This window comes from Sphingomonas telluris (assembly GCF_022568775.1).
GTDB classification, from domain to species: Bacteria; Pseudomonadota; Alphaproteobacteria; order Sphingomonadales; family Sphingomonadaceae; genus Sphingomicrobium; species Sphingomicrobium telluris.
The window spans coordinates 81818-100317 of record NZ_JAKZHW010000001.1; the positions used below are offsets into that span (position 1 = coordinate 81818).

At 63.5% G+C, this 18500-nt stretch carries 20 protein-coding genes and 1 tRNA gene; 8 read left to right on the top strand and 13 right to left on the bottom strand.

Going from position 1 to position 18500, the window contains the following annotated elements:
- Window positions 1–302 precede the first annotated feature (302 nt).
- On the top strand, window positions 303–1385 hold the full coding sequence (locus tag LZ016_RS00405) for a fatty acid desaturase (RefSeq protein ID WP_241444798.1): 1083 nt from the start codon (window positions 303–305) through the stop codon (window positions 1383–1385).
- A 240-nt stretch (window positions 1386–1625) separates the two neighbouring features.
- On the opposite strand, the gene LZ016_RS00410 is transcribed toward LZ016_RS00405, so the two are convergent.
- The 6 genes from LZ016_RS00410 to LZ016_RS00435 form a co-directional block, all read right to left on the bottom strand.
- Window positions 1626–2300: a hypothetical protein gene (locus LZ016_RS00410; protein ID WP_241444800.1), complete on the bottom strand. Its 675-nt coding sequence runs from the start codon at window positions 2298–2300 to the stop codon at window positions 1626–1628.
- A gap of 491 nt (window positions 2301–2791) precedes the next feature.
- Window positions 2792–2867, bottom strand: a tRNA-Glu gene (locus tag LZ016_RS00415).
- A gap of 41 nt (window positions 2868–2908) precedes the next feature.
- Window positions 2909–4447 (bottom strand): hypothetical protein, encoded by a 1539-nt coding sequence (locus LZ016_RS00420; protein WP_241444809.1) that lies wholly within the window; start codon window positions 4445–4447, stop codon window positions 2909–2911.
- A 34-nt stretch (window positions 4448–4481) separates the two neighbouring features.
- Window positions 4482–4790 (bottom strand): hypothetical protein, encoded by a 309-nt coding sequence (locus LZ016_RS00425; RefSeq protein WP_241444811.1) that lies wholly within the window; start codon window positions 4788–4790, stop codon window positions 4482–4484.
- 4 nt (window positions 4791–4794) lie between these two features.
- On the bottom strand, window positions 4795–5097 hold the full coding sequence (locus tag LZ016_RS00430) for a hypothetical protein (protein WP_241444813.1): 303 nt from the start codon (window positions 5095–5097) through the stop codon (window positions 4795–4797).
- 19 nt (window positions 5098–5116) lie between these two features.
- Window positions 5117–5635: a DNA-deoxyinosine glycosylase gene (locus LZ016_RS00435; RefSeq protein WP_277622474.1), complete on the bottom strand. Its 519-nt coding sequence runs from the start codon at window positions 5633–5635 to the stop codon at window positions 5117–5119.
- Between the two features lie 50 nt (window positions 5636–5685).
- On the opposite strand from LZ016_RS00435, the gene LZ016_RS00440 reads away from it, so the two are divergent.
- Window positions 5686–6864, top strand: coding sequence for a glycosyltransferase family 4 protein (locus tag LZ016_RS00440; RefSeq protein WP_241444817.1), 1179 nt, complete (start codon window positions 5686–5688; stop codon window positions 6862–6864).
- Here LZ016_RS00440 and LZ016_RS00445 read toward each other — a convergent pair.
- A complete protein-coding gene (locus tag LZ016_RS00445) occupies window positions 6842–7480 on the bottom strand; it encodes a PadR family transcriptional regulator (protein ID WP_241444826.1) in 639 nt (212 codons plus the stop codon). The genes LZ016_RS00440 and LZ016_RS00445 overlap by 23 nt on opposite strands.
- A gap of 95 nt (window positions 7481–7575) precedes the next feature.
- Between LZ016_RS00445 and LZ016_RS00450 the strand changes: the two genes are divergently transcribed.
- The 6 genes from LZ016_RS00450 to LZ016_RS00475 all read left to right on the top strand — a co-directional run bounded on the left by LZ016_RS00450 (window position 7576) and on the right by LZ016_RS00475 (window position 13141).
- On the top strand, window positions 7576–8907 hold the full coding sequence (locus LZ016_RS00450; protein WP_241444828.1) for a replication-associated recombination protein A: 1332 nt from the start codon (window positions 7576–7578) through the stop codon (window positions 8905–8907).
- A 12-nt stretch (window positions 8908–8919) separates the two neighbouring features.
- Window positions 8920–10233 (top strand): mechanosensitive ion channel, encoded by a 1314-nt coding sequence (locus LZ016_RS00455; protein WP_241444830.1) that lies wholly within the window; start codon window positions 8920–8922, stop codon window positions 10231–10233.
- A gap of 35 nt (window positions 10234–10268) precedes the next feature.
- Window positions 10269–10589 carry an MmcQ/YjbR family DNA-binding protein gene (locus LZ016_RS00460; protein ID WP_241444846.1) on the top strand — a complete coding sequence of 107 codons (321 nt, stop codon included), beginning with the start codon at window positions 10269–10271 and terminating at the stop codon, window positions 10587–10589.
- On the top strand, window positions 10573–11433 hold the full coding sequence (locus tag LZ016_RS00465; protein WP_241444856.1) for a hypothetical protein: 861 nt from the start codon (window positions 10573–10575) through the stop codon (window positions 11431–11433). Before LZ016_RS00460 ends, LZ016_RS00465 begins: the two co-directional genes overlap by 17 nt.
- Window positions 11434–11619: 186 nt before the next feature.
- A complete protein-coding gene (locus tag LZ016_RS00470) occupies window positions 11620–12405 on the top strand; it encodes a GAF domain-containing protein (protein WP_241444869.1) in 786 nt (261 codons plus the stop codon).
- Between the two features lie 217 nt (window positions 12406–12622).
- A complete protein-coding gene (locus LZ016_RS00475; RefSeq protein ID WP_241444871.1) occupies window positions 12623–13141 on the top strand; it encodes a hypothetical protein in 519 nt (172 codons plus the stop codon).
- 61 nt (window positions 13142–13202) lie between these two features.
- Here LZ016_RS00475 and pnp read toward each other — a convergent pair whose 3' ends face one another.
- The 6 genes from pnp to rbfA form a co-directional block, all read right to left on the bottom strand.
- Window positions 13203–15569 (bottom strand): polyribonucleotide nucleotidyltransferase, encoded by a 2367-nt coding sequence (pnp, locus tag LZ016_RS00480; protein WP_241444873.1) that lies wholly within the window; start codon window positions 15567–15569, stop codon window positions 13203–13205.
- Between the two features lie 163 nt (window positions 15570–15732).
- A complete protein-coding gene (gene rpsO / locus LZ016_RS00485; RefSeq protein ID WP_241444875.1) occupies window positions 15733–16002 on the bottom strand; it encodes a 30S ribosomal protein S15 in 270 nt (89 codons plus the stop codon).
- A 17-nt stretch (window positions 16003–16019) separates the two neighbouring features.
- On the bottom strand, window positions 16020–16901 hold the full coding sequence (truB, locus tag LZ016_RS00490) for a tRNA pseudouridine(55) synthase TruB (protein ID WP_241447414.1): 882 nt from the start codon (window positions 16899–16901) through the stop codon (window positions 16020–16022).
- Window positions 16901–17521, bottom strand: coding sequence for a thymidine kinase (locus LZ016_RS00495; RefSeq protein WP_241444884.1), 621 nt, complete (start codon window positions 17519–17521; stop codon window positions 16901–16903). The genes truB and LZ016_RS00495 overlap by 1 nt, the downstream gene beginning before the upstream one ends.
- 25 nt (window positions 17522–17546) lie before the next feature.
- Window positions 17547–18089 (bottom strand): GNAT family N-acetyltransferase, encoded by a 543-nt coding sequence (locus LZ016_RS00500; RefSeq protein ID WP_241444886.1) that lies wholly within the window; start codon window positions 18087–18089, stop codon window positions 17547–17549.
- Entirely contained in the window at window positions 18086–18478 is a 393-nt protein-coding gene (rbfA, locus tag LZ016_RS00505) for a 30S ribosome-binding factor RbfA (RefSeq protein WP_241444888.1), read from the bottom strand. Before rbfA ends, LZ016_RS00500 begins: the two co-directional genes overlap by 4 nt.
- Window positions 18479–18500 lie beyond the last annotated feature (22 nt).

Consider the following 18500-nt stretch of genomic DNA (forward strand, 5'->3'; position numbering starts at 1 on the left):
GGCCGTCGTAATCGTCCGAAATATTTCGTCTTTTGAGAACGGCCGTAGGCCCTGATCTCTTGGTCGAGAGTTCTGACTTGTATGGAGATGTTCAAGCCGCAGCCTCGCCGAGCGGAAACCGCAGAAGAACGCGCCTTGCGCCTCGATCAGGCAAACCGCAGGGCGATGGATCGAGCACTGGCGGAGCAAGACGCGATCGATGAGAGAATCCGCCGCAGTCTCGAAGAGCATGGCGCTTAGAGCCAGTAGCCGCGGCGCGCTCGAGCGCGACTTCTCGTGTTCCCTATCAATTAGGAGTGAATTTGATTCCCACCGAGCCTCAGCAAAAACGCACTATTGATGACACCATCCTAGATCCGGACGCTCTCGGACCCATCCTTACCCGGCGATTCAAAGCTTATGTCCCCGACCTCAGGCGGAGCATTGTTCAACTGGCGACGACGGCCGGGTTGCTCACGCTACTGCTCGTGGTCATGGCCCTCGCGTCGCAGTGGAGCTACTGGCTGACGTTGTTGTTAGCGATTCCGACGTCCGGGCTTTTGGTTCGCCTTTTCATCATCCAACACGACTGCGGTCACGGCTCTTTCTTTAGATCACGAGCGGCTAATGATTTCCTCGGCCGAACAATTTCCCTGCTCACGCTCACTCCTTACGCCAGTTGGAGTTTAGGACATGCGGCGCATCATGCCTCGACCGGCAACCTCGACCGTCGCGGCCGTGGCGACGTAGAGACATGGACCGTTGCCGAGTATCAGGCAGCGCCCGCGCTCAAAAAGCTGTCGTATCGACTTTACCGCAATCCGTTGGTGATGGTCATTCTCGGCGCGCCGATCAACTTCATCTTGCTGCAGAGACTGCCGCTAGGCCATGCCGGCAGGAATCGCATGTGCCGTCGCAGTATCCTGTCCCTGAACCTCGCCTTGGTCGTGGCGTTCGGCCTCGCCTGCGCTCTGTTTGGCATCAACCTGGTATTGCTGACCTACCTTCCGGTGATCATCATTGCGTCGTGGTTCGGAAACTGGCTGTTCTACGTGCAGCACCAGTTCGAAAGCAGCGGCTGGGAGCGTAATTCCGACTGGAATTTCCACGTAGCTGCCCTGAGCGGCAGCTCATATTTCAAGCTCCCGGCGGTTCTCCAGTGGTTTTCCGGAAGTATTGGACTGCACCACGTGCACCACTTGTGCAGCCGGGTCCCCAACTATCACCTCCAGGCCTGTCTCGAATCCGCGCCTGAACTCCGTTTGGTCACAAAAGTGATAACGTTGCGCGAGAGCGTGGACTGCTGGCAGCTAGCACTGTGGGACGAGCGCCGCCGCCTCCTGGTGCGGTTCAGAGACTTAAGCCCGCCGGTTCTCAAAGGCGATGACCTCAAAGCGTGTGCTTAGGGCGAACGCATACGGTTCCGAAACAAACCGAGCAGCCTTTGGGCTGGAGCTGGATGACACCCTTGAGTTGTCAGAGGCCTTGGAGATCTGAGCCTGATGGCAGGAATGGGTGGAAAGCTGCCATTAGAGGACGTTGCCACGTCCGGTCATCTCTTCACGAGCGCTTGCCGCGAGCACTTCCGTGCTCCGCCACTTTGGTTGAATTCAGCCTCTTGTCGGCGCGTTGAAGGCAATTTGCGCCTAGCTTAACCTATCCAGCGGTTCGCACAGCAGTTTGTCGTTGGCGCGCACCGTCAGCTGGCTGTCGTCGGGTGCGATCCCCAGCGCGTCCCACCGCCTGAACATATAGTCGTAGTTGAACTTGCGCCGGTTCACGTAACCGCGCGCGAGCGATATCCGATAGGCGATCTGATTGCGGTTCTCCGGCTGGTCCGCAGTCGCCAACAGCCCGCTCAGCGCCTGCGTGTTCGCATTCTCCTCATTGATCATCTGCCGCCAGTTGTTGATGGCATCGTACAGGCTGGCGAACATCAGCCGCTCACGAAGCGGGATACTCGCCGTCGTATCGCTGGTCTTGGCGAGGTCCCACGCACCCGAATGCTGGTTCCAAAGGAAGAGGCGGTATGCGCGATTGATCTTGGCGCCCCGAGGTGCTGTCGCGTTCCATTGCTCAAGTGCATCAAGGCGGTGCACCGTGCACGGGTCGGATGCGCGAATGTGCTCCCAGCGAGCGCGATTGTCGGCCATTTCTGCGCGCAGCGCAGCCATAAGCTCGCGCACTTCGGCACGCTGGTGGATGCTGTCGACAAGCTGCTGAGCGACGAGCGCAATGAGAACGCCCAAGGTTACGATCCCCAGTTCCCATAGGACCGCGTTCCAGCCGTGCGGCGGCTTCAGTTTGATCAGCCTGAACATCGGCGGAGCCCCCCGGCAAATTGGTCGCAGCGTCTCATAGGGCGCTGGTGTCCGCAATGGGTGGAAGCCGCCAGAAAGACGGCGCTTCGCGTGCCATTCTGCATACGAACGCGGGGTTTCGGTCAAGTTATCCGGTCGAAGGGTCATGTGCGAATCCCCACTGGTACGGTAGGTGCCGTGCACGCAGGGCTTCTTCTTCCCAGTAGCGATTTTTCGAGCGGCGATCTGCATTCGGCGCTTCGAAATTCCAGTGCCCGCGGAAGGGGACTCGTTTCAATTGAAGCAGGAGGTCCCTTGGGAATTCGAACGAAGTTCAATCTTCTTATGATTGCAATCGCGGCGATTTAATCGCAGCTTTGGGTCGAAAGCTGCCATAAGCGAGCCCGCGCGGAGCGGCTTTCTCTGACCTCTTTCCTAAACCAGATATTGCCGAACTGTTGCCGAAGAAGGTGACAGCAGCGGCTAACCGGTATCGAAGTGGTTGACTTGCTTGGTGACCCCTACGGGACTCGAACCCGTGTTTTCGCCGTGAGAGGGCGACGTCCTAGACCGCTAGACGAAGGGGCCGCCCGCGGAAGCGGGCCATATGTGGGCTGGAGCGCCGCTCGTCAATCGAACTTCAGCCGCAAAAACGCCATTGCGCCGACCGGATTGTTTCCGCCGTACAGCGAAGCGAGGGAATCCGGCACGAAATTGACCGCGAACAGCCCGCCCGCGCCGATGCTCAGATGCTCCGCCAGGCGGAAATCCCGCACGGCACCTAGCGACACCTTGCCGACCGTGGACGCAGGCCCGTGCTCTTCGGTGTCGAGGATCTCGCGGTTCTCCGTGATCTCGCCGCGGCCGAAGATCGTCCAAGCGTCGTGCTTGAGTGAGGCTTCCGCGACATAGGCGTCGTCCTTGTGATGCTCGATCGTCTTGCGGCCCCAGGCGAGCGTTCCCGCGAGCTTCCAGCCCGGCGCAATTTCCCGCGCGTAGAGAGCGCTTGCCGACCAGCGCTTCTGGTTGACGCCCGGCTCCAGCTGCTCGGGATCCTCGAAGTGACCCCAGCTTCCCTGAAGCGCGAGCTCGCGCGTTGGATTCCAGGACAGACGAACGGAGGTTGAGTCCAGGGGGCCGGTCTCGATGTTCCAGCGGTGCTGGTCGGGCTCGCGCGCATTGAAGCGGCTGACTTCGGCCTTGAAGCGGTCGAGCACGAGACCGCCGGTCAAGACACCGAACGTGATGTGCGTGGAATCGAGCCAATGATGGCTGATCGGCGCCTCCGGAGAGTCGAGGATCGCCTCGCGGTGCATGAACGCGGGAGGCCCGAACGCCGGCTCACCGGGGAGGCCGGCGTAGATGAAGACGCTGCTCTTAGGTCCGATGTTCTGCGAGGCGGAGGCCGACAACTCCATGAAGAAATCGTGCGGATGCTGCCGGTCGATCAGCCGGTCCGTGCCATTGGCCGTCTCGCCGCTGGCGAGCAGGAGCGGATAGCCGCGCCTGCCCATGATCGGATCAGGACTCACCATCGCCTTGAACTGGAGCGTTCCGTCGCCGAGCGGCCGCTGCGCCATGCCCATTAGCATGCCCGAGGCGAAGGCCTTGTCGTCACCGCGCCGCGCGGACTGATGGTCGTAGACGAGGTTGAGGACCCCGTGCGCCATCAGCATCCAGTCTCCGCTTTGGGTCATCAGGCCCGTGTGCTCCGACGTGTCCGGCTGCCACGCCGTTCCCGAGGAATCGCGTGACATCGGGTAAGGGCCGAGCGCGCTAAGCATGGATCCATGCCCGGTATGCTCGCCACCGTTCACCTCACCCGGCGGCATCGAGGAGTGGTCCATTGGCCTCGCCGCCTCGGGGGTGCCCATCGGCATGGCGCCGTGGTCCATTTGGGAATGGTCCATCGGCATGGGCTCCGGCTGCACCGGGCTGGGAGGAGTCGCGGCCACTGGCGCGGCATGCTGGTGTGAAGGCTGGGGTTTGGCCTTCAAAGTCTTCGGTTTGCCCTTGGCGGTTGCCTTCTTTGCAGGCGCATTTTTCGCCGGAGCCTTCTTCGGCATCGGCATATCCATGCCCGGCATGTGCTGGTGCTGCGCGTACGCCGGCAGGGGCAGCGTAACGAGCGCCAACGCGCTCGCTGCCGCGAGGAATTCGATCTTCACTGAAACTCTCCTGGAACTCGAAAATTGCGAGGTCTCAGGAAGCCTTCGGAGGGGGTGTGTCGGTGTCCGGGTCGATGCCCAGCGGCACTCGCGCGATCGGCGTTCGGATGGGTTCGCAGACGATGATCAGCGGCTTGTGCCCGCTTGACGCCACAGCGGGCAGAGCTGCGGAACAGGCCATCGTGCACTGGCCAAGGTTGCCCTTGGCGGGATGCTCGGGCTGATCCGGACAGTGCCCCGCGGGCATAGTCATGTCTGGAGCATGCGGAGTGGCGACCGCCGGCGACGCGTTCATGGCCAACGGCATCAGCAGGACTACAAGGATCAGCAGCAGCCGGCGCATGGTCTCAGTCGTCGGTACCACGTTCGCTGAGATAGCGCATCAATTCCGCCAGCGTCGCTTCCATCTGGTCCTGCATCTGCGTGACGAGTTCGTTCTCGCGCATGCCGACATGGTCCAGAGGCTTGGAATAGCTGTCGGAGAATGCCTTCAGATCGTCGCGGTCGAACACGCCGCGGGAGACGAGTTTCGCCAGGATGACGAGCAGGCCGTTGGTGTTCGCGATCGTCCCCGCGACCAGCGCTTCGTCCACCATCGACAGCCGCTTGTCGCTGTCGACTTCCTCATCTTCCGCTTCGATCGGAACCATGGTCTTTATCTCGTCTCGTTCAGCCGTCGGCACAAGAGGCAGGACCACAGAAAGAGGCGAGGCGGGCCCATGCGGCGGCCTTCTCCGCAAAGGGACGCGTGTTCGCTGGGCTGGAGGAGGGGAGGTCGATCAGCTCCACATCCTGAGCGACGCCGACCAGCTTCCGCCCGATCGTGGCCGCCGTTCCCCCGTTGAATGCAATCGCTTCCAACGCCGAAAAATCGTGGATGAGCGCGTCGATCCGGTTGTGGTTGGCCAGCCTAATGGCTTGGTCGAGGCTGCCGCGACGGACGGCAGACCCGACGACGTCCCACAGGCCTATGCGATGCGCCGCGAGCCGCTCCAGGCGCTTTTCGTACGCCAGCACCTGCAGATCCTCCTCGATCACCGAGCCGAGGAGCCGCCAGAACTGGTTCTGCGGGTGGGCATAGTAACGCTGCGCCGCGAGCGAGGCGTCGCCGGGCAGGCTGCCGAGGATGAAGAGGCGCGCATCGGGACGGGCGATCGGCGGCAGGCCGACTTTCAGGCTCTTGCTCAAGGACGCCACTGCATTGCCTTTACGGTCTCGCCCTTTAAGTGCTGCTGCCCGTGCAGCCGAACGAAATCCGCGTCGCCCTTGTTTCGGGCAATTACAACATCGTTCGCGACGGTGCGAACGGCGCGCTGAACCGCCTCGTCGAATATCTTCTTCGGCAGGGCGTCCACGTCCGCATTTATTCGCCGACTTCTGATCATCCGGCATTTCCGGCGACCGGTGACCTGGTCAGCCTGCCGTCCGTACCGATCCCCGGCCGCTCCGAATATCGCGTCTCCCTTGGCCTGCCGGCGCACGTTCGTCGCGACCTTGAGGAGTTCGCTCCGAACATCATCCATATTTCGAGCCCGGACATCTCGCCGCATCGCGCCGTAAGCTGGGCGCGGAGGCGCGGGATCCCGGCGATCGCGTCCGTCCACACAAGGTTCGATACGTACCTGCACTATTACGGCCTCACGAACCTCGAACCTCTCGTTCGCGCCATCCTTCGCCGGCTCTACCGCCGGTGCGATGCGATCGTCGCGCCTGCGGAGTCCACCGCCGCGGTGCTGCGGGCACAGCGCATGAACCGCTACATTTCCATCTGGTCGCGTGGCGTAGATCGGCAGCAGTTCAATCCGGAACGCAGAAGCATGGAATGGCGGCGGAGCCACGGCATCGCCGACGACGAATTCGCGGTGCTGTTCCTCGGCCGGATCGTCATGGAGAAGGCGCTCGACGTTTTTGGTGACGCCATCGACGCGTTGACCGAGCGCGGCGTCAAGCATCACGTGCTCGTCGTCGGGGAGGGGCCAGCTCGGGCCTGGTTCCAGGAGAGGATCCCCACTGCGGTCTTCACCGGTGAGCTGCGGGGCGCCGAATTGGCGACAGCGATCGCCAGCGCGGACGTCTTGCTCAACCCATCCGTGACCGAGGCATTTGGAAACGTCACGCTCGAAGCCATGGCCTCGGCCCTACCCGTAATCGCCGTTAATTCCACGGGTTCGACCAACCTCGTGCGTGATGGGGAGACGGGCCTTCTCGCGGACCCCGGGGACGTGGAAACGATAGCGGATGAGCTGGCGTCCTACGCCTCGGACTCGGAGCTCAAGCGGAAGCACGGCGAAGCCGGCCTGGCCATCGCGAAAACTTACGACTGGGACCAGATCAACTCCGCCGTGCTGAAAACTTACGAACGCGTCATCGAGCGCCGTAAGCGGCTAAAGCGTCTTAGTCGCCGCTGGACTTTTTGATCCGCTCGATCCGCTGGGCCGCCTCATCGAGGATGGCCGCGATCTCGTGCAGCAGTTCCTCATCGAGACCATCGCGGCTGACGCGCTGGCTTAACGCCGTCATCAGATTCTTGACGGCACGGCCGATCGGCGGCCCGCCCGCGCTACGCTCGCTCGGCTTCATCTCCGCGAGGCGCGCGAACAGCTCCTCGACCTCTTCCTTGCTCTCGTCGAGCAGCTTGCGGCCCTCGTCCGTCGCCTGGAACGGCTTGCGCGAGCCTTCGCCAGCAGCCTCTTCGACGAGGCCCATGTCTTCAAGCAGGGTCAGCGTCGGATAGATGACGCCCGGGCTAGGCGCGTAACGCCCGCCGGTAATCTCCTCGATGGCACGGATCAGGTCGTAGCCGTGGCGCGGCTCGTCGGCGATCAGCTTCAGCAGGACCAGCCGCAACTCGCCGGACTCGAACATCCGGCGGCGGCCACGGCCGCGGCGGTGTCCGCTCACCCATTCATCGCTATCCCACTCGAAGTGGAACGGTCCCCAGCTCCCGCCACGGCGTCCCATTGCGAGGACGGCCGCCGGGACGTCGATCTCGATCCGTCCGCGCGGGTGGCAACCCCTATATCCATGTCTCATATCGACTCCTTTCGATGCATCTAAGATATATCTTAGACCTATCTTGATCAAGTCTCTCGTGCATTCCTCATTCTGCTGCGCCAAGGGGATGGCCGATGGCCGATTTGTTCAGCGACCAGGAGATTCCAGCGCGTGCGGCGGATGAACCGAGCGCGAATGCGCCGCTTGCCGACCGTCTGCGGCCGAAGGGTCTCGATGAGATCGTGGGCCAGGAACATCTGACCGGTCCCGAAGGCGCGATCGGTCGCATGGTCGCGGCGGGCAAGCTTTCCTCGATGATCCTGTGGGGCCCGCCGGGCACCGGCAAGACGAGCATTTCGCGCTTGCTGGCGCACGCCGTGAGCCTGCGCTTCGTGCCGATCTCGGCGGTGTTCTCAGGCGTGGCGGACCTCAAGAAAATCTTCGCCGAAGCGAAGACCGCCGCACGAGCAGGTCAAAGGACCCTGCTCTTCGTTGACGAGATCCACCGCTTTAATCGCGCGCAGCAGGATGGTTTCCTTCCCTTCGTCGAGGACGGCACGGTCACGCTGGTCGGCGCGACGACGGAGAACCCCAGTTTCGAGCTCAACGCGGCGCTCCTATCGCGCTGCCAGGTGCTCATCCTGAGGCGGCTCAACGAAGCGGCGCTGGATACGCTGATCCGACGCGCCGAAAGCGAGGTCGGCCACGACCTCCCCGTGACGCAGGATGCTCGCGCAGCTTTGATCGCAAGCGCGGACGGCGACGGCCGCTTCCTGCTCAACCAGGTCGAAACTCTGTTCGACGTCGAGCTGGATGCGCCGCTCGATCCGGCCGGGATGGCCGCGCTGCTGCATCGCCGGGTGCCCGTCTACGACAAGGACCGCGAGGGGCACTACAATCTCATATCCGCGCTGCACAAGAGCCTGCGCGGGTCGGACCCGCAGGCTTCGCTCTACTATCTCGCGCGCATGCTCGTTGCCGGCGAAGAGCCGCTTTACGTGCTGCGCAGGCTGACGCGCGCGGCCATGGAGGATATCGGTCTCGCCGATCCGCAGGCGCTGGTGCAGTGCCTTGCGGCGAAGGATGCCTACGACTTCCTCGGCTCGCCGGAAGGTGAACTCGCGATAGTCCAGGCGTGCCTGTACCTCGCGACGGCTCCCAAATCGAATGCGGCCTACATGGCGCAGAAGAGTGCATGGCGAAGCGCAAAGGAGACCGGCTCGCTGATGCCGCCCTCGCACATTTTGAATGCGCCGACGCGGCTTATGAAGGACATCGGCTACGGCAAGGGCTATGCCTACGATCATGATGCCGATGAGGGTTTTTCTGGCCAGGACTACTGGCCCGAGGGGATGGATCGGCAGACCTTTTACGAGCCAGCGGAACGCGGCTTCGAAGCGAAGATCCGCGAGCGCATCGCTTATTGGGACGAACTTCGCTCAAAGCGCGACAAGACAGATGAATAAGGGAGGGTGAGCATGTATCAGACCGAAGCTCCGGCAGCCTATTGGCGTGACCAACTGATCCAATGGGGGCCGCGAGTGGTCTTCGCGATCCTCATCCTCGTCGCCACGCATTTCATCGCGAAGGCGGTGCAATGGGCCGTGGCAAAGCTGGTCGATCGCATGCCGGTCCTGAAGCGTCACCCGCAAGCGGGCGTGGACTCGGTCGGCACGGAGCTTGGCCGCCTTGCCTATTGGCTGGTCTGGCTGGTCGGTCTGGTTGCGGCGCTTCAGCCGCTGGGTCTGAACGAGGTCCTGACGCCGGTCACAGTGATGACGAACGAGGTCTTCGCATTCATTCCGCGTATCATCGGCGCGGGCGTCCTTTTCTTCGCCGGCCTGATCCTGGCCCGCGTGGTTCGGCACGTCGTCGAAGCCGCGCTCGGCGCTCTCAACCTCGAGCGTCTTCTCGGTCGCGCCGGCATCCCGATCGGGGATGCACCGCTCGCGGTCGACGAGAGCGGCATCGCGCAGGAAGGCATTGCTCCGGCACGGGGCTCGATCGCCAAGGCCGTCGGAGTGACCGTTTCGGCGGTGATCATCATTTTCGCCGCGATCGGCGCGCTGCGGGTCCTTCAGATTTCAGCCATTTCAGACCCGGCCACCGCGATGCTCCAGACGATCGCCTTGTCCATTCCTAACGTCCTTGCCGCACTGATCATCCTGGCGATTGCTTTCCTGATCGGTCGCTGGGGCAAGAGCCTGATCGAGACCGTCCTTCCAGGCCTGGGATTCGACAATGCGGTGAGAGCGCTCGGCGTGATGCCGGTCTCTTCCGTGCCGTCGCGGGTCGTTGGAAGCATCGCCATGACCGCGGCGATCATTGTCGGGATCATGGAGGCCGCGCACAAGATCGGTGGCGATTCCACCGCCATGCTTCTGTTCCAGGTCACGGCGCTCGGCGGGAAGGTGATTTTCGGCACCGTGATCATCGTCGTGGGCATCTTCCTTGCGCGGGTTCTTTCGACGCTGGTCGGAAGCTCCACGGGCGAGTCCAGTTATGCCGAGACGATCGTCAAATATGCGATCATCGCCTTGTTCACCGCCATCGGCCTCACCTTCATGGGTCTCGCCGATCAAATCGTGATGATGGCGTTCGGCCTGATCCTCGGCTCAGCGGCGGTCGCGACGGCAATTGCGTTCGGGCTCGGCGGGCGCGACGCTGCTGCGCGAATCCTGGAACGTTGGGCGGATGACCAGATGCCGGCGGTCCGTCGCCCTGCGCCGCCCCGGCTGAGGAGACCGGCAGAGCCGACAGGCGAGGACGATCGCCAGCCGCCCTTGGTGTGAGCGCGGCCCAGCCCTTTGACAGCTGGGACAGCGTGATGGCCTTCGCCCTGACGCTTCCCGGCACCGAGGAATCGACGAGCTACGGACGGCCAGCCGTCCGCGTTCGAGGCAAGGCGTTTGTCTATCCGGGCCGGGAACAGGGAAGCTTCGCCATCGCTTCTCCGCTCGAGGAGAAGGAATTCCTGATGGAGACGGACCCAGACACATTCTGGGAGACGCCGCATTACAGCGGCTGGCCGGCAGTACTGGTCCGCTTCGGCAGCAGTGAGCGCGAGCGGATCGAGAGCGTCATCAGCCGCGCCTGGTGGGACCGCCTAAGCAAAGCGCAGCAGAGAGACTTTGGCGCGCGCCCCTGATTTCGAGAGCTTCGTTGCAATCGATTGGTCCGGTGCGAAAGGGCGGCGGCACAAGGGCATCGCGATTGCGGAGGCGAGGCACGACGCACCGCCCCGTCTGATTCGGCCGGGACATGTCTGGTCGCGCGAGGAGGTGCTGCATTGGCTCCTCAAACGGGCGGAGAAAGAGCCGACGCTGTTCGGTTTCGATTTCAGCTTCGCTCCCCCGATTGTGGAGCGGGGTGAGTATCTAATCGGCGAACCCGAAGTTCCGAGGACCGCGCGTGAGTTCTGGGCCTACGTCGACGCGCTCTGCGACGATGAAGACCTGGGCGCCGCGAGCTTCCTCGAGATCGCGCACCGTCGCCACTTCTACTTCGGCATCGCCGACGGGGTGAAGTCGGACTTCGTGCGCTTCCGCCAGTGCGACGCTCGGCTCAATGCGCAGGGTGGTCGCAAGACGGCGAGTGCCTATGACGCGATCGGGGCGGCTCAGGTGGCGAAGGCCAGCTTTTCTGGAATGCGGCTGCTGCACCGCCTCGACGGCAAGGTTGCGATCTTCCCGATGGACCCGCTTCCGAAGACGGGCAGCGCTGTCGTCGAAATCTACACGCGCATCTACCTGCGCCGCGCGGGCATGACGGGGACCAAGCTCCGCACGCGCGCGGCCCTCAACAGCGCCTTGGAAGGCCTAGGCAGCAGGCCCGTACGATTGACCTTCGAGCCCAACGATCATCAGACCGATGCGCTGGTCACGGCTGCCGGAATGCGGGCACTCGCCCGGCAGGAGCCACGCGCCTTCGATCCCGAAGGATTGACGGCGGAAATCGCGAGGACGGAGGGCTGGACGTTTGGCGTCCTGTGACGCTTCAGGAGAACAGGGTTAGCCCTGATTCTCACTCTCGGGATTCTCCCGCCCGCCTAAGGGTCCGCCAGTATTTTGCGGCGCGAAGCGCTTGGATAATTTGCGTTAATCTTAGGGGTGGACCGTGCCGGGCGTCCTATTATGGTGCCGAGGGTTTCGCCCTCTGGGTAGCTTAGGGAGAGGTCGATGCCTTTCGCGGCCGGGCTTCGAGAATCGCTGGAGATGCGCGGCAGCCAGGTGCCGTCCGAACTTACGCGCGGGGACAGCCTGGAGCACGTGCTCAGCCGCCACTTGCGGACCGTCGAGCAGATGGGCGACCGGGACCTCATTACCTCGATCCTGTTACTGAGCGATGACGGCAAGCGCCTGTCGCATGGGGCGGGGCCGAGCCTTCCGATTTGCTATCGCGAGGCGATCGACGGATCGGAAATCGGACCACGCGCGGGTTCCTGCGGGACCGCCGCTTATTTCGGCAAGCCGGTCTACGTCGCCGACATTGGTTCCGATCCGCTTTGGGCCGAGTATCGCCAACTCGCTTTGCCGCACGGCTTGCGGTCATGCTGGTCGACGCCGATCCGCGCCGATGACGGCTCGATCCTCGGCACGTTTGCCATCTATCACGGCTCGGTGGGTGCGCCGTCCGAAGAGGAAATCCGGGCAATCGACATGATCACGGGACATGTCGCTCACGCGATTCTTTGCGCTCGCGGAGTCCAGGATCTCGAACCTGCCGGATCGTGTCAGGGCAATGGTCCACGGCTGAAGCTGGTCCACGACAATGAAGCGCCGGAATATGGGTTGCCCGACAGGCTGCTGGCGAATGTCGAACGGATTGCTGCGCTGACGACCGAGCTTGATCGTCATGCGGAGCTGGCGGAGACCGAAGACGTGCGGGCCGCACTGCAGTCTGTGGTCGAGGAAATCCGGAGGTTGATCGACGCCGTCCGCCTACAGGCGAGGCTGCAAGGCTGAAGGGGCGACCCGGACCAGCCAGGCTCGTCCGGATCGCACCGCGCAACGGCCGCAACAAAGCGACGCACGGCCGAAACTGGATCCTCTTCGAGATACGCCGACGAAGAGTCCGCAGCCGGTCTACCCGCACATCATCGGGAATCTTGATAACCTAGGTGAGCGTTTGTTGAGCGTGATGCTGCTCAGGCGTATGATTGAGCATCAAGGGGGCGTTGCGATGAAGAGTTTCGCCTTGGGAGTCCTAGTGGCCGGCCTCGCCGCGAATGCTGCAAATGGCAGCGGCCAGAAGATGATCGAAATCGACCAGGCCGGAAACGTGAAGACGAGCGTCGGGCGGGAGATCGGCCAAAAACACGCTCCCAAGCCGCCGCCCGAGCCTGCGAAAGAGGCCTCGTCCAAGGCCGTCGACATCTGCGCTCCGGACTACACATGGTCGCCTGACAATCTCCCCCCGGACACGGCGACAAAGGCCCGGGCCTTCTACAAGGACGTGACGCAGCCATACGAACGCGAGAGCAAGGCCGCCGAGCAAGCTGGGCAGCGCTTAAGTCGCGAGCGCGAGGCGCAATATTGGGGCGCCTACGCGGCCTTCTTGAAGGCGGTGCCGAAAGAGGATCTCAAGGTCGTGCAGCAGGGCGTTTCGCCGCGGCTGGAATCCTATTGCCACGCTCCACCGGTGATCCAGCAAGCGGAATCACCCCCGCCGGCTCCGATTCCGGAGCAGCCTCAGCGGTAAACGAAAAGGCCCCGCGATCGCTCGCGAGGCCTTCTCAATTCAGCAGAGCTGACGACGAGACTTAGTCTTCGTCGTTGCCGCCCGTCAGGAACGCCGGGGCGAACTCGGGGGCATTGCCCTCGTTCTCGCCGCCTTCGCGGTCCCGGCGGGGGCCGCGGTCGCCACGGCCTTCGCCGCGGGGTCCACGGTCGCCGCGGTCGCCACGGTCACGGCGCGGGCCGCGATCGTCGCGTCCACCACGGTCGCGGCCAGGACGGCCACGATCACCACGGTCGCCACGCGGGCCACGGTCGCCGCCTTCACGCGGCTCCCTCGGCGGACGCGTGTCGGGAAGCTCTTCGCCAGTCTCCTGGTCGACGAGACGCATGGACAGGCGAACCTTTCCACGCTGATCGACCTCGAGCAGCTTGACCTTCACTTCCTGGCCTTCGCTCAGGGCGTCGCGGACGTTCTCGACACGCTCGTTTTTGATTTCCGAAACGTGCACCAGACCGTCCTTGCCCGGCATGAAGGTCACGAACGCCCCGAAGTCGACGAGGCTCGCAACCTTGCCGGTGTAGATCGTGCCGACTTCCGGCTCCGCGACGATGCCGTGGATCCACTGGCGGGCAGCCTCGATCTGCGACAGGTCCGACGAGCTGATCTTGATCAGGCCCTCGTCGTCGATGTCGACCTTGGCGCCGGTCGTCGCGACGATTTCGCGGATGACCTTGCCGCCGGTGCCGATGACTTCGCGGATCTTGTCCTTCGGAATGGACATGGTCTCAATGCGCGGCGCGTGAGCCGAAAGCTCGGTGCGCGTGTGATCGAGGGCCTTCGCCATCTCGCCGAGGATGTGAGCACGGCCGTCCTTCGCTTGGGCGAGAGCGGTCTTCATGATCTCCTCGGTAATGCCGGCGACCTTGATGTCCATCTGCAGCGAGGTGACGCCTTCCGACGTTCCCGCGACCTTGAAGTCCATGTCGCCCAGGTGATCTTCGTCACCCAGGATGTCGCTGATCACCGCGAAGTCCTTGCCTTCGAGGATAAGGCCCATCGCGATGCCGGCAACCGGACGCTTGAGCGGAACGCCGGCGTCCATGAGGGCGAGCGAACCGCCGCAAACCGTCGCCATCGACGAGGAGCCGTTGCTCTCAGTGATGTCGCTGAGGACGCGGATCGTATACGGGAACTCCTCGATGCTCGGCAGCATCGGGTGCAGGGCGCGCCATGCCAGCTTGCCGTGGCCGACTTCGCGACGGCCCGGGGCGCCGAAGCGGCCCACTTCACCGACCGAATAGGGCGGGAAGTTATAGTGCAGCATGAAGCGCTGGTAGGAGAGGCCCTCCAGGCCGTCGATCATCTGTTCGGCGTCCTTGGTGCCGAGCGTCGTCGTCACGATCGCCTGCGTCTCGCCGCGCGTGAACAGGGCCGAGCCGTGCGTGCGCGGGAGGAAGCCGACCATGGACTCGATCGGACGGACGGTCTTGGTGTCGCGGCCGTCGATGCGGCGGCCTTCCTTGAGGATGGCCGTGCGAACGATGTCGGCCTCGAGGCTCTTCACCGCCTTGGCGGCGACGAGCTGCTCCTGCGGATCGGCGTCGGCGAAGGCCTCCTTGGCCTTCTCGCGAGCGGCGTTGAGCAGAGCCGAACGCTCAGACTTCGACGTCGTGCGGTAGGCTGCCTCGATGTCGGCGCCGATGAGCTGCTTGAGCTTGGCCTTGATCTCGGCCTTGCCCTCGGTCTGCGCGAGCTCCCAAGGCTCCTTCGCGGCCTTCTCGGCGAGGTCGATGATGAGGTTGCAGACCTTCTGGCTGGCAGCGTGGCCGAACATGACGGCGCCGAGCATCTGCTCTTCGGAAAGCTCCTTGGCTTCCGATTCCACCATCATCACGGCGTTCGGGGTGCCGGCCATGACGAGGTCGAGCTGGCCTTCGGCGATTTGCGCCTGGCTGGGGTTGAGGACGTACTCGCCATCGACGAAGCCGACGCGGGCGCCGCCGATCGGGCCGAGGAACGGAACGCCGGAAATGGTCAGCGCAGCCGAAGCGGCGATCATCGCGAGGATGTCGGGCTCGTTCTCGCCGTCGTAGGAGAGGACCTGCGCGATCACGAGGACTTCGTTGTAGAAGCCTTCGGGGAACAGCGGGCGGATCGGACGGTCGATCAGGCGGCTGGTCAGCGTTTCCTTTTCGGTCGCGCCGCGCTCACGCTTGAAGAAGCCGCCCGGGATGCGGCCGGCAGCGGAGAACTTTTCCTGGTAGTGGACGGTCAGCGGGAAGAAGTCCTGGCCCGGCTTGACCGACTTTGCGGCGGTAACGGCGCAAAGCACTACGGTTTCGCCGAGCGTCGCGAGCACCGCGCCGTCGGCCTGGCGGGCCACGCGGCCCGTTTCGAGCTTCAGCGTCTTGCCGCCGATCTCGGTTTCTACAGTCTTGATATCGAACATTTGCTTTCCTTTTCCCGCGGCCGAATGCCGGCGGGGGCAGCTAGCGCGAGCTGTCCGGCTCGCTCGGTTCGGGGCGTCTGTCCGGCCCCTCGACGCCCCACCGAATTGCGGGACTTGTCGATAATGAAGCGGCCCCGGAAAGGGGGCCGCTGAATGGTGTTTGTTACTTGCGGAGGCCCAACTTCGCGATGAGGTCCGTGTAACGGCTCTCGTCCTTGCCGCGGAGGTAATCCAGCAGCGAACGGCGCTGGTTGACCAGCATCAGAAGTCCGCGACGCGAATGGTTGTCCTTGGCGTGGCTCTTGAAGTGCTGGGTCAGGTTGTTGATGCGCTCCGTGAGGATTGCGACCTGCACTTCGGGAGAACCGGTATCGCCCGAACCGCGGGCATGTTCCTTGATCAGCGCAGTCTTGCGCTCAGCAGTAATCGACATCGTCAAACTCCTTATCTCTAGACGTTGAAGCCCCGGACGACCTTCAGGCCGTCGGCCAGTGCTTCGACCAGAGCGACCGGGCGTCCGCCCTCTGTCGCCAGCTGAAGCCCCGGCTTTTCGGGGAAACCGACTAGGCGCTGTCCAAAGCGGAGCAGTTGTGCCTGGTCGGGAGTGATGGGGAGGGCCGGGATGTCGTCCAGCGCCGCTTCCAGCGGAAGTACCGCCCCAATCAGCCGCCGCGCCTTAGCGGCTTCGGCAAGAAAGTCCAGTGAAATGGCCTTTTCGAGCCCGAACGGGCCGGCTCGCGTCCTCCTTAACATGGTGACGTGACCCACCGTATTCAACGCGTGCGCAATGTCGCGGGCCAGCGAGCGGATGTAGGTCCCCTTCGAGACGCGGGCGTGGAACGTCGCGCTGTCCGGCGTCGTATCGTGGAGGAGGAACTCGAAGATCGTGACCTTGCGGGAGGCGAGCTGCACTTCCTCACCCGCGCGTGCCCGGGCGTAGGCGGCCTTTCCGCCGACCTTGAGCGCCGAGTAGGCAGGCGGGACCTGCTCGATGTCACCCGTGAACGCGTCGATGACGGTCTCGATCTGATCCCGCCGCGGACGGACGTCGCTGATAGCGATCACTTGGCCCTCGCCGTCGAGCGTGTCGGTCTCCTCGCCGAAACGAACGGTGAACTCGTACGATTTGGACGCGTCGAGCATTCGCCCGCAAAGTTTCGTCGCTTCGCCGATGGCGATGGGAAGAACGCCGCTTGCGAGCGGATCGAGCGTGCCGCCGTGGCCGACCTTGTGCTTGGGCTCTCCGGCTTCGCGCAGCGCGCGCTTTACGGCGGAGACAGCCTGGGTCGAGCCGAGCCCAACCGGCTTGTCGAGAATGAGCCAGCCGTTGATCACTGCGCGCGAGGCAGGCCCAGCGAAAGCTGCCGGGCTTCGCTGTCCTTCAGGCGGTCGAAGAAATGCTTGCGGCACAGCGCGATGTATCGGTCGTTCCCGCCGATCTCGGTCTGGGCACCGCGTGAGACCGCAAAGCCTTCTTCGTCGACGCGCAGGTTCATCGTCGCCTTTCGCCCGCATTCGCACACGGCCTTTAGCTCGATGAGGCTGTCGGCGAGTGCCAGCAGCGCAGCCGAGCCGGGGAACAACTTCGCCTGGAAGTCGGTGCGCAGGCCGTAACAAAGCACGGGAATGCCGAGCCGGTCCGCGACTTCGCAGAGTTGCAGGACGTGGCGCTGCGACAAAAACTGCGCCTCGTCGACGAGCACGCAGTCGACGCTCCGTCGTTTCAGCTCCTCGCCGATGGCCACGAGCAAATCGACACCGTCGTCATATGTATGCGCAGGCGCCGACAAGGCGATGCGTGAACCGATCGTGCCGCTGCCCGAGCGATCGTCCAACGCGGCCGTCCACAGCATCGTCTCCATGCCGCGCTCGCGATAGTTGAAGTCCGCTTGGAGCAGCGTCGTCGACTTCCCCGCATTCATCGCCGCGTAGTAGAAATAGAGCTTCGCCATCGCTGCCACGCTTAGCGGCAGCGGTTCAAACCGGCCACTCGTCCTTGAGGATGGCGAACAGCACCGTGTCGCGGACGTAGCCGTTCCAGGTGATGCGGTCCGAGCGGAGGATGCCTTCGCGGACCGCCCCGAGCTTCTTCATCGCGGCCTGGCTGCGCTCGTTGCGGCGGTCGACGCGGAACTCGACCCGGCGGATTCCGCACTCGAAGGCGCGCTGTAGCATCATGTCTTTCACGCGCCGGTTGAAGCCGGTGCCGCGCAAGTGGGGGCGGTGGTAGGTGCCGCCGATCTCGAGCACCTGGCGTCCCTCGTCGATGCCGAGGAAGCTGGACATTCCGGCCAACTCGTCGCCTTCGAAAAGCAGGAAGGTGCGATTGCGCGGGTTGGAGCGATAGAAGGCTATGCTTTCGTCGAAGCCCTCGGGGCCGAAGTCATTGGCGTAAATTGCCCAGATGGCGCGGTCTTCCGCGCATGCCGCCTTCAGGGCTTCGAGATGTTCGTCGGTGACCAGCTCGGCACGGCAGCCATCGCCTGTCATGGGCTCAGCGAGCCGATCCCAGTCGATCATTCCTCGTCGAAATCCTGCGCAACATGCTCGGACCGAAGGATGCGGTCGATGTGGCTGCCCTCGTCGAAGCTTTCGTCGGCGATGAACTTCAGCTTCGCAGCGTATTTCGTGCGCACGCGATGGGCGACTTCGCGCTGGAGGAAAGCGGTGTTCCGCCGCAGCGCCTTCAGCACGGCTTCCTCATCCTGACCCAGCAGCGGCTTCACGAAGACGGTCGCGTGGCGAAGGTCCGGCGACATGCGGACTTCGGTGACGCTCACGAGATGCGACTGAAGGACGTCGTCATGTACATCGCCGCGCTGAAGCAATTCGCTCAGCACGTGACGCACCTGCTCTCCGACGCGGAGGAGGCGGACCGAGCGGCCCTCTGCTGTTTCCTGACGGCGCATGGCTTACCTAAGCAGCAACGGG

Excerpts from the sequence above, each read along its gene's own strand:
- LZ016_RS00410 (WP_241444800.1), bottom strand. The coding sequence starts at position 2,300 with ATGTTCAGGCTGATCAAACTGAAGCCGCCGCACGGCTGGAACGCGGTC.
- LZ016_RS00425 (WP_241444811.1), bottom strand. The coding sequence starts at position 4,790 with ATGCGCCGGCTGCTGCTGATCCTTGTAGTCCTGCTGATGCCGTTGGCC.
- LZ016_RS00430 (WP_241444813.1), bottom strand. The coding sequence starts at position 5,097 with ATGGTTCCGATCGAAGCGGAAGATGAGGAAGTCGACAGCGACAAGCGG.
- LZ016_RS00445 (WP_241444826.1), bottom strand. The coding sequence starts at position 7,480 with ATGAGACATGGATATAGGGGTTGCCACCCGCGCGGACGGATCGAGATC.
- LZ016_RS00450 (WP_241444828.1), top strand. The coding sequence starts at position 7,576 with ATGGCCGATTTGTTCAGCGACCAGGAGATTCCAGCGCGTGCGGCGGAT.
- LZ016_RS00455 (WP_241444830.1), top strand. The coding sequence starts at position 8,920 with ATGTATCAGACCGAAGCTCCGGCAGCCTATTGGCGTGACCAACTGATC.
- LZ016_RS00460 (WP_241444846.1), top strand. The coding sequence starts at position 10,269 with ATGGCCTTCGCCCTGACGCTTCCCGGCACCGAGGAATCGACGAGCTAC.
- LZ016_RS00470 (WP_241444869.1), top strand. The coding sequence starts at position 11,620 with ATGCCTTTCGCGGCCGGGCTTCGAGAATCGCTGGAGATGCGCGGCAGC.
- LZ016_RS00475 (WP_241444871.1), top strand. The coding sequence starts at position 12,623 with ATGAAGAGTTTCGCCTTGGGAGTCCTAGTGGCCGGCCTCGCCGCGAAT.
- pnp (WP_241444873.1), bottom strand. The coding sequence starts at position 15,569 with ATGTTCGATATCAAGACTGTAGAAACCGAGATCGGCGGCAAGACGCTG.
- rpsO (WP_241444875.1), bottom strand. The coding sequence starts at position 16,002 with ATGTCGATTACTGCTGAGCGCAAGACTGCGCTGATCAAGGAACATGCC.
- LZ016_RS00495 (WP_241444884.1), bottom strand. The coding sequence starts at position 17,521 with ATGGCGAAGCTCTATTTCTACTACGCGGCGATGAATGCGGGGAAGTCG.
- LZ016_RS00500 (WP_241444886.1), bottom strand. The coding sequence starts at position 18,089 with ATGATCGACTGGGATCGGCTCGCTGAGCCCATGACAGGCGATGGCTGC.
- rbfA (WP_241444888.1), bottom strand. The coding sequence starts at position 18,478 with ATGCGCCGTCAGGAAACAGCAGAGGGCCGCTCGGTCCGCCTCCTCCGC.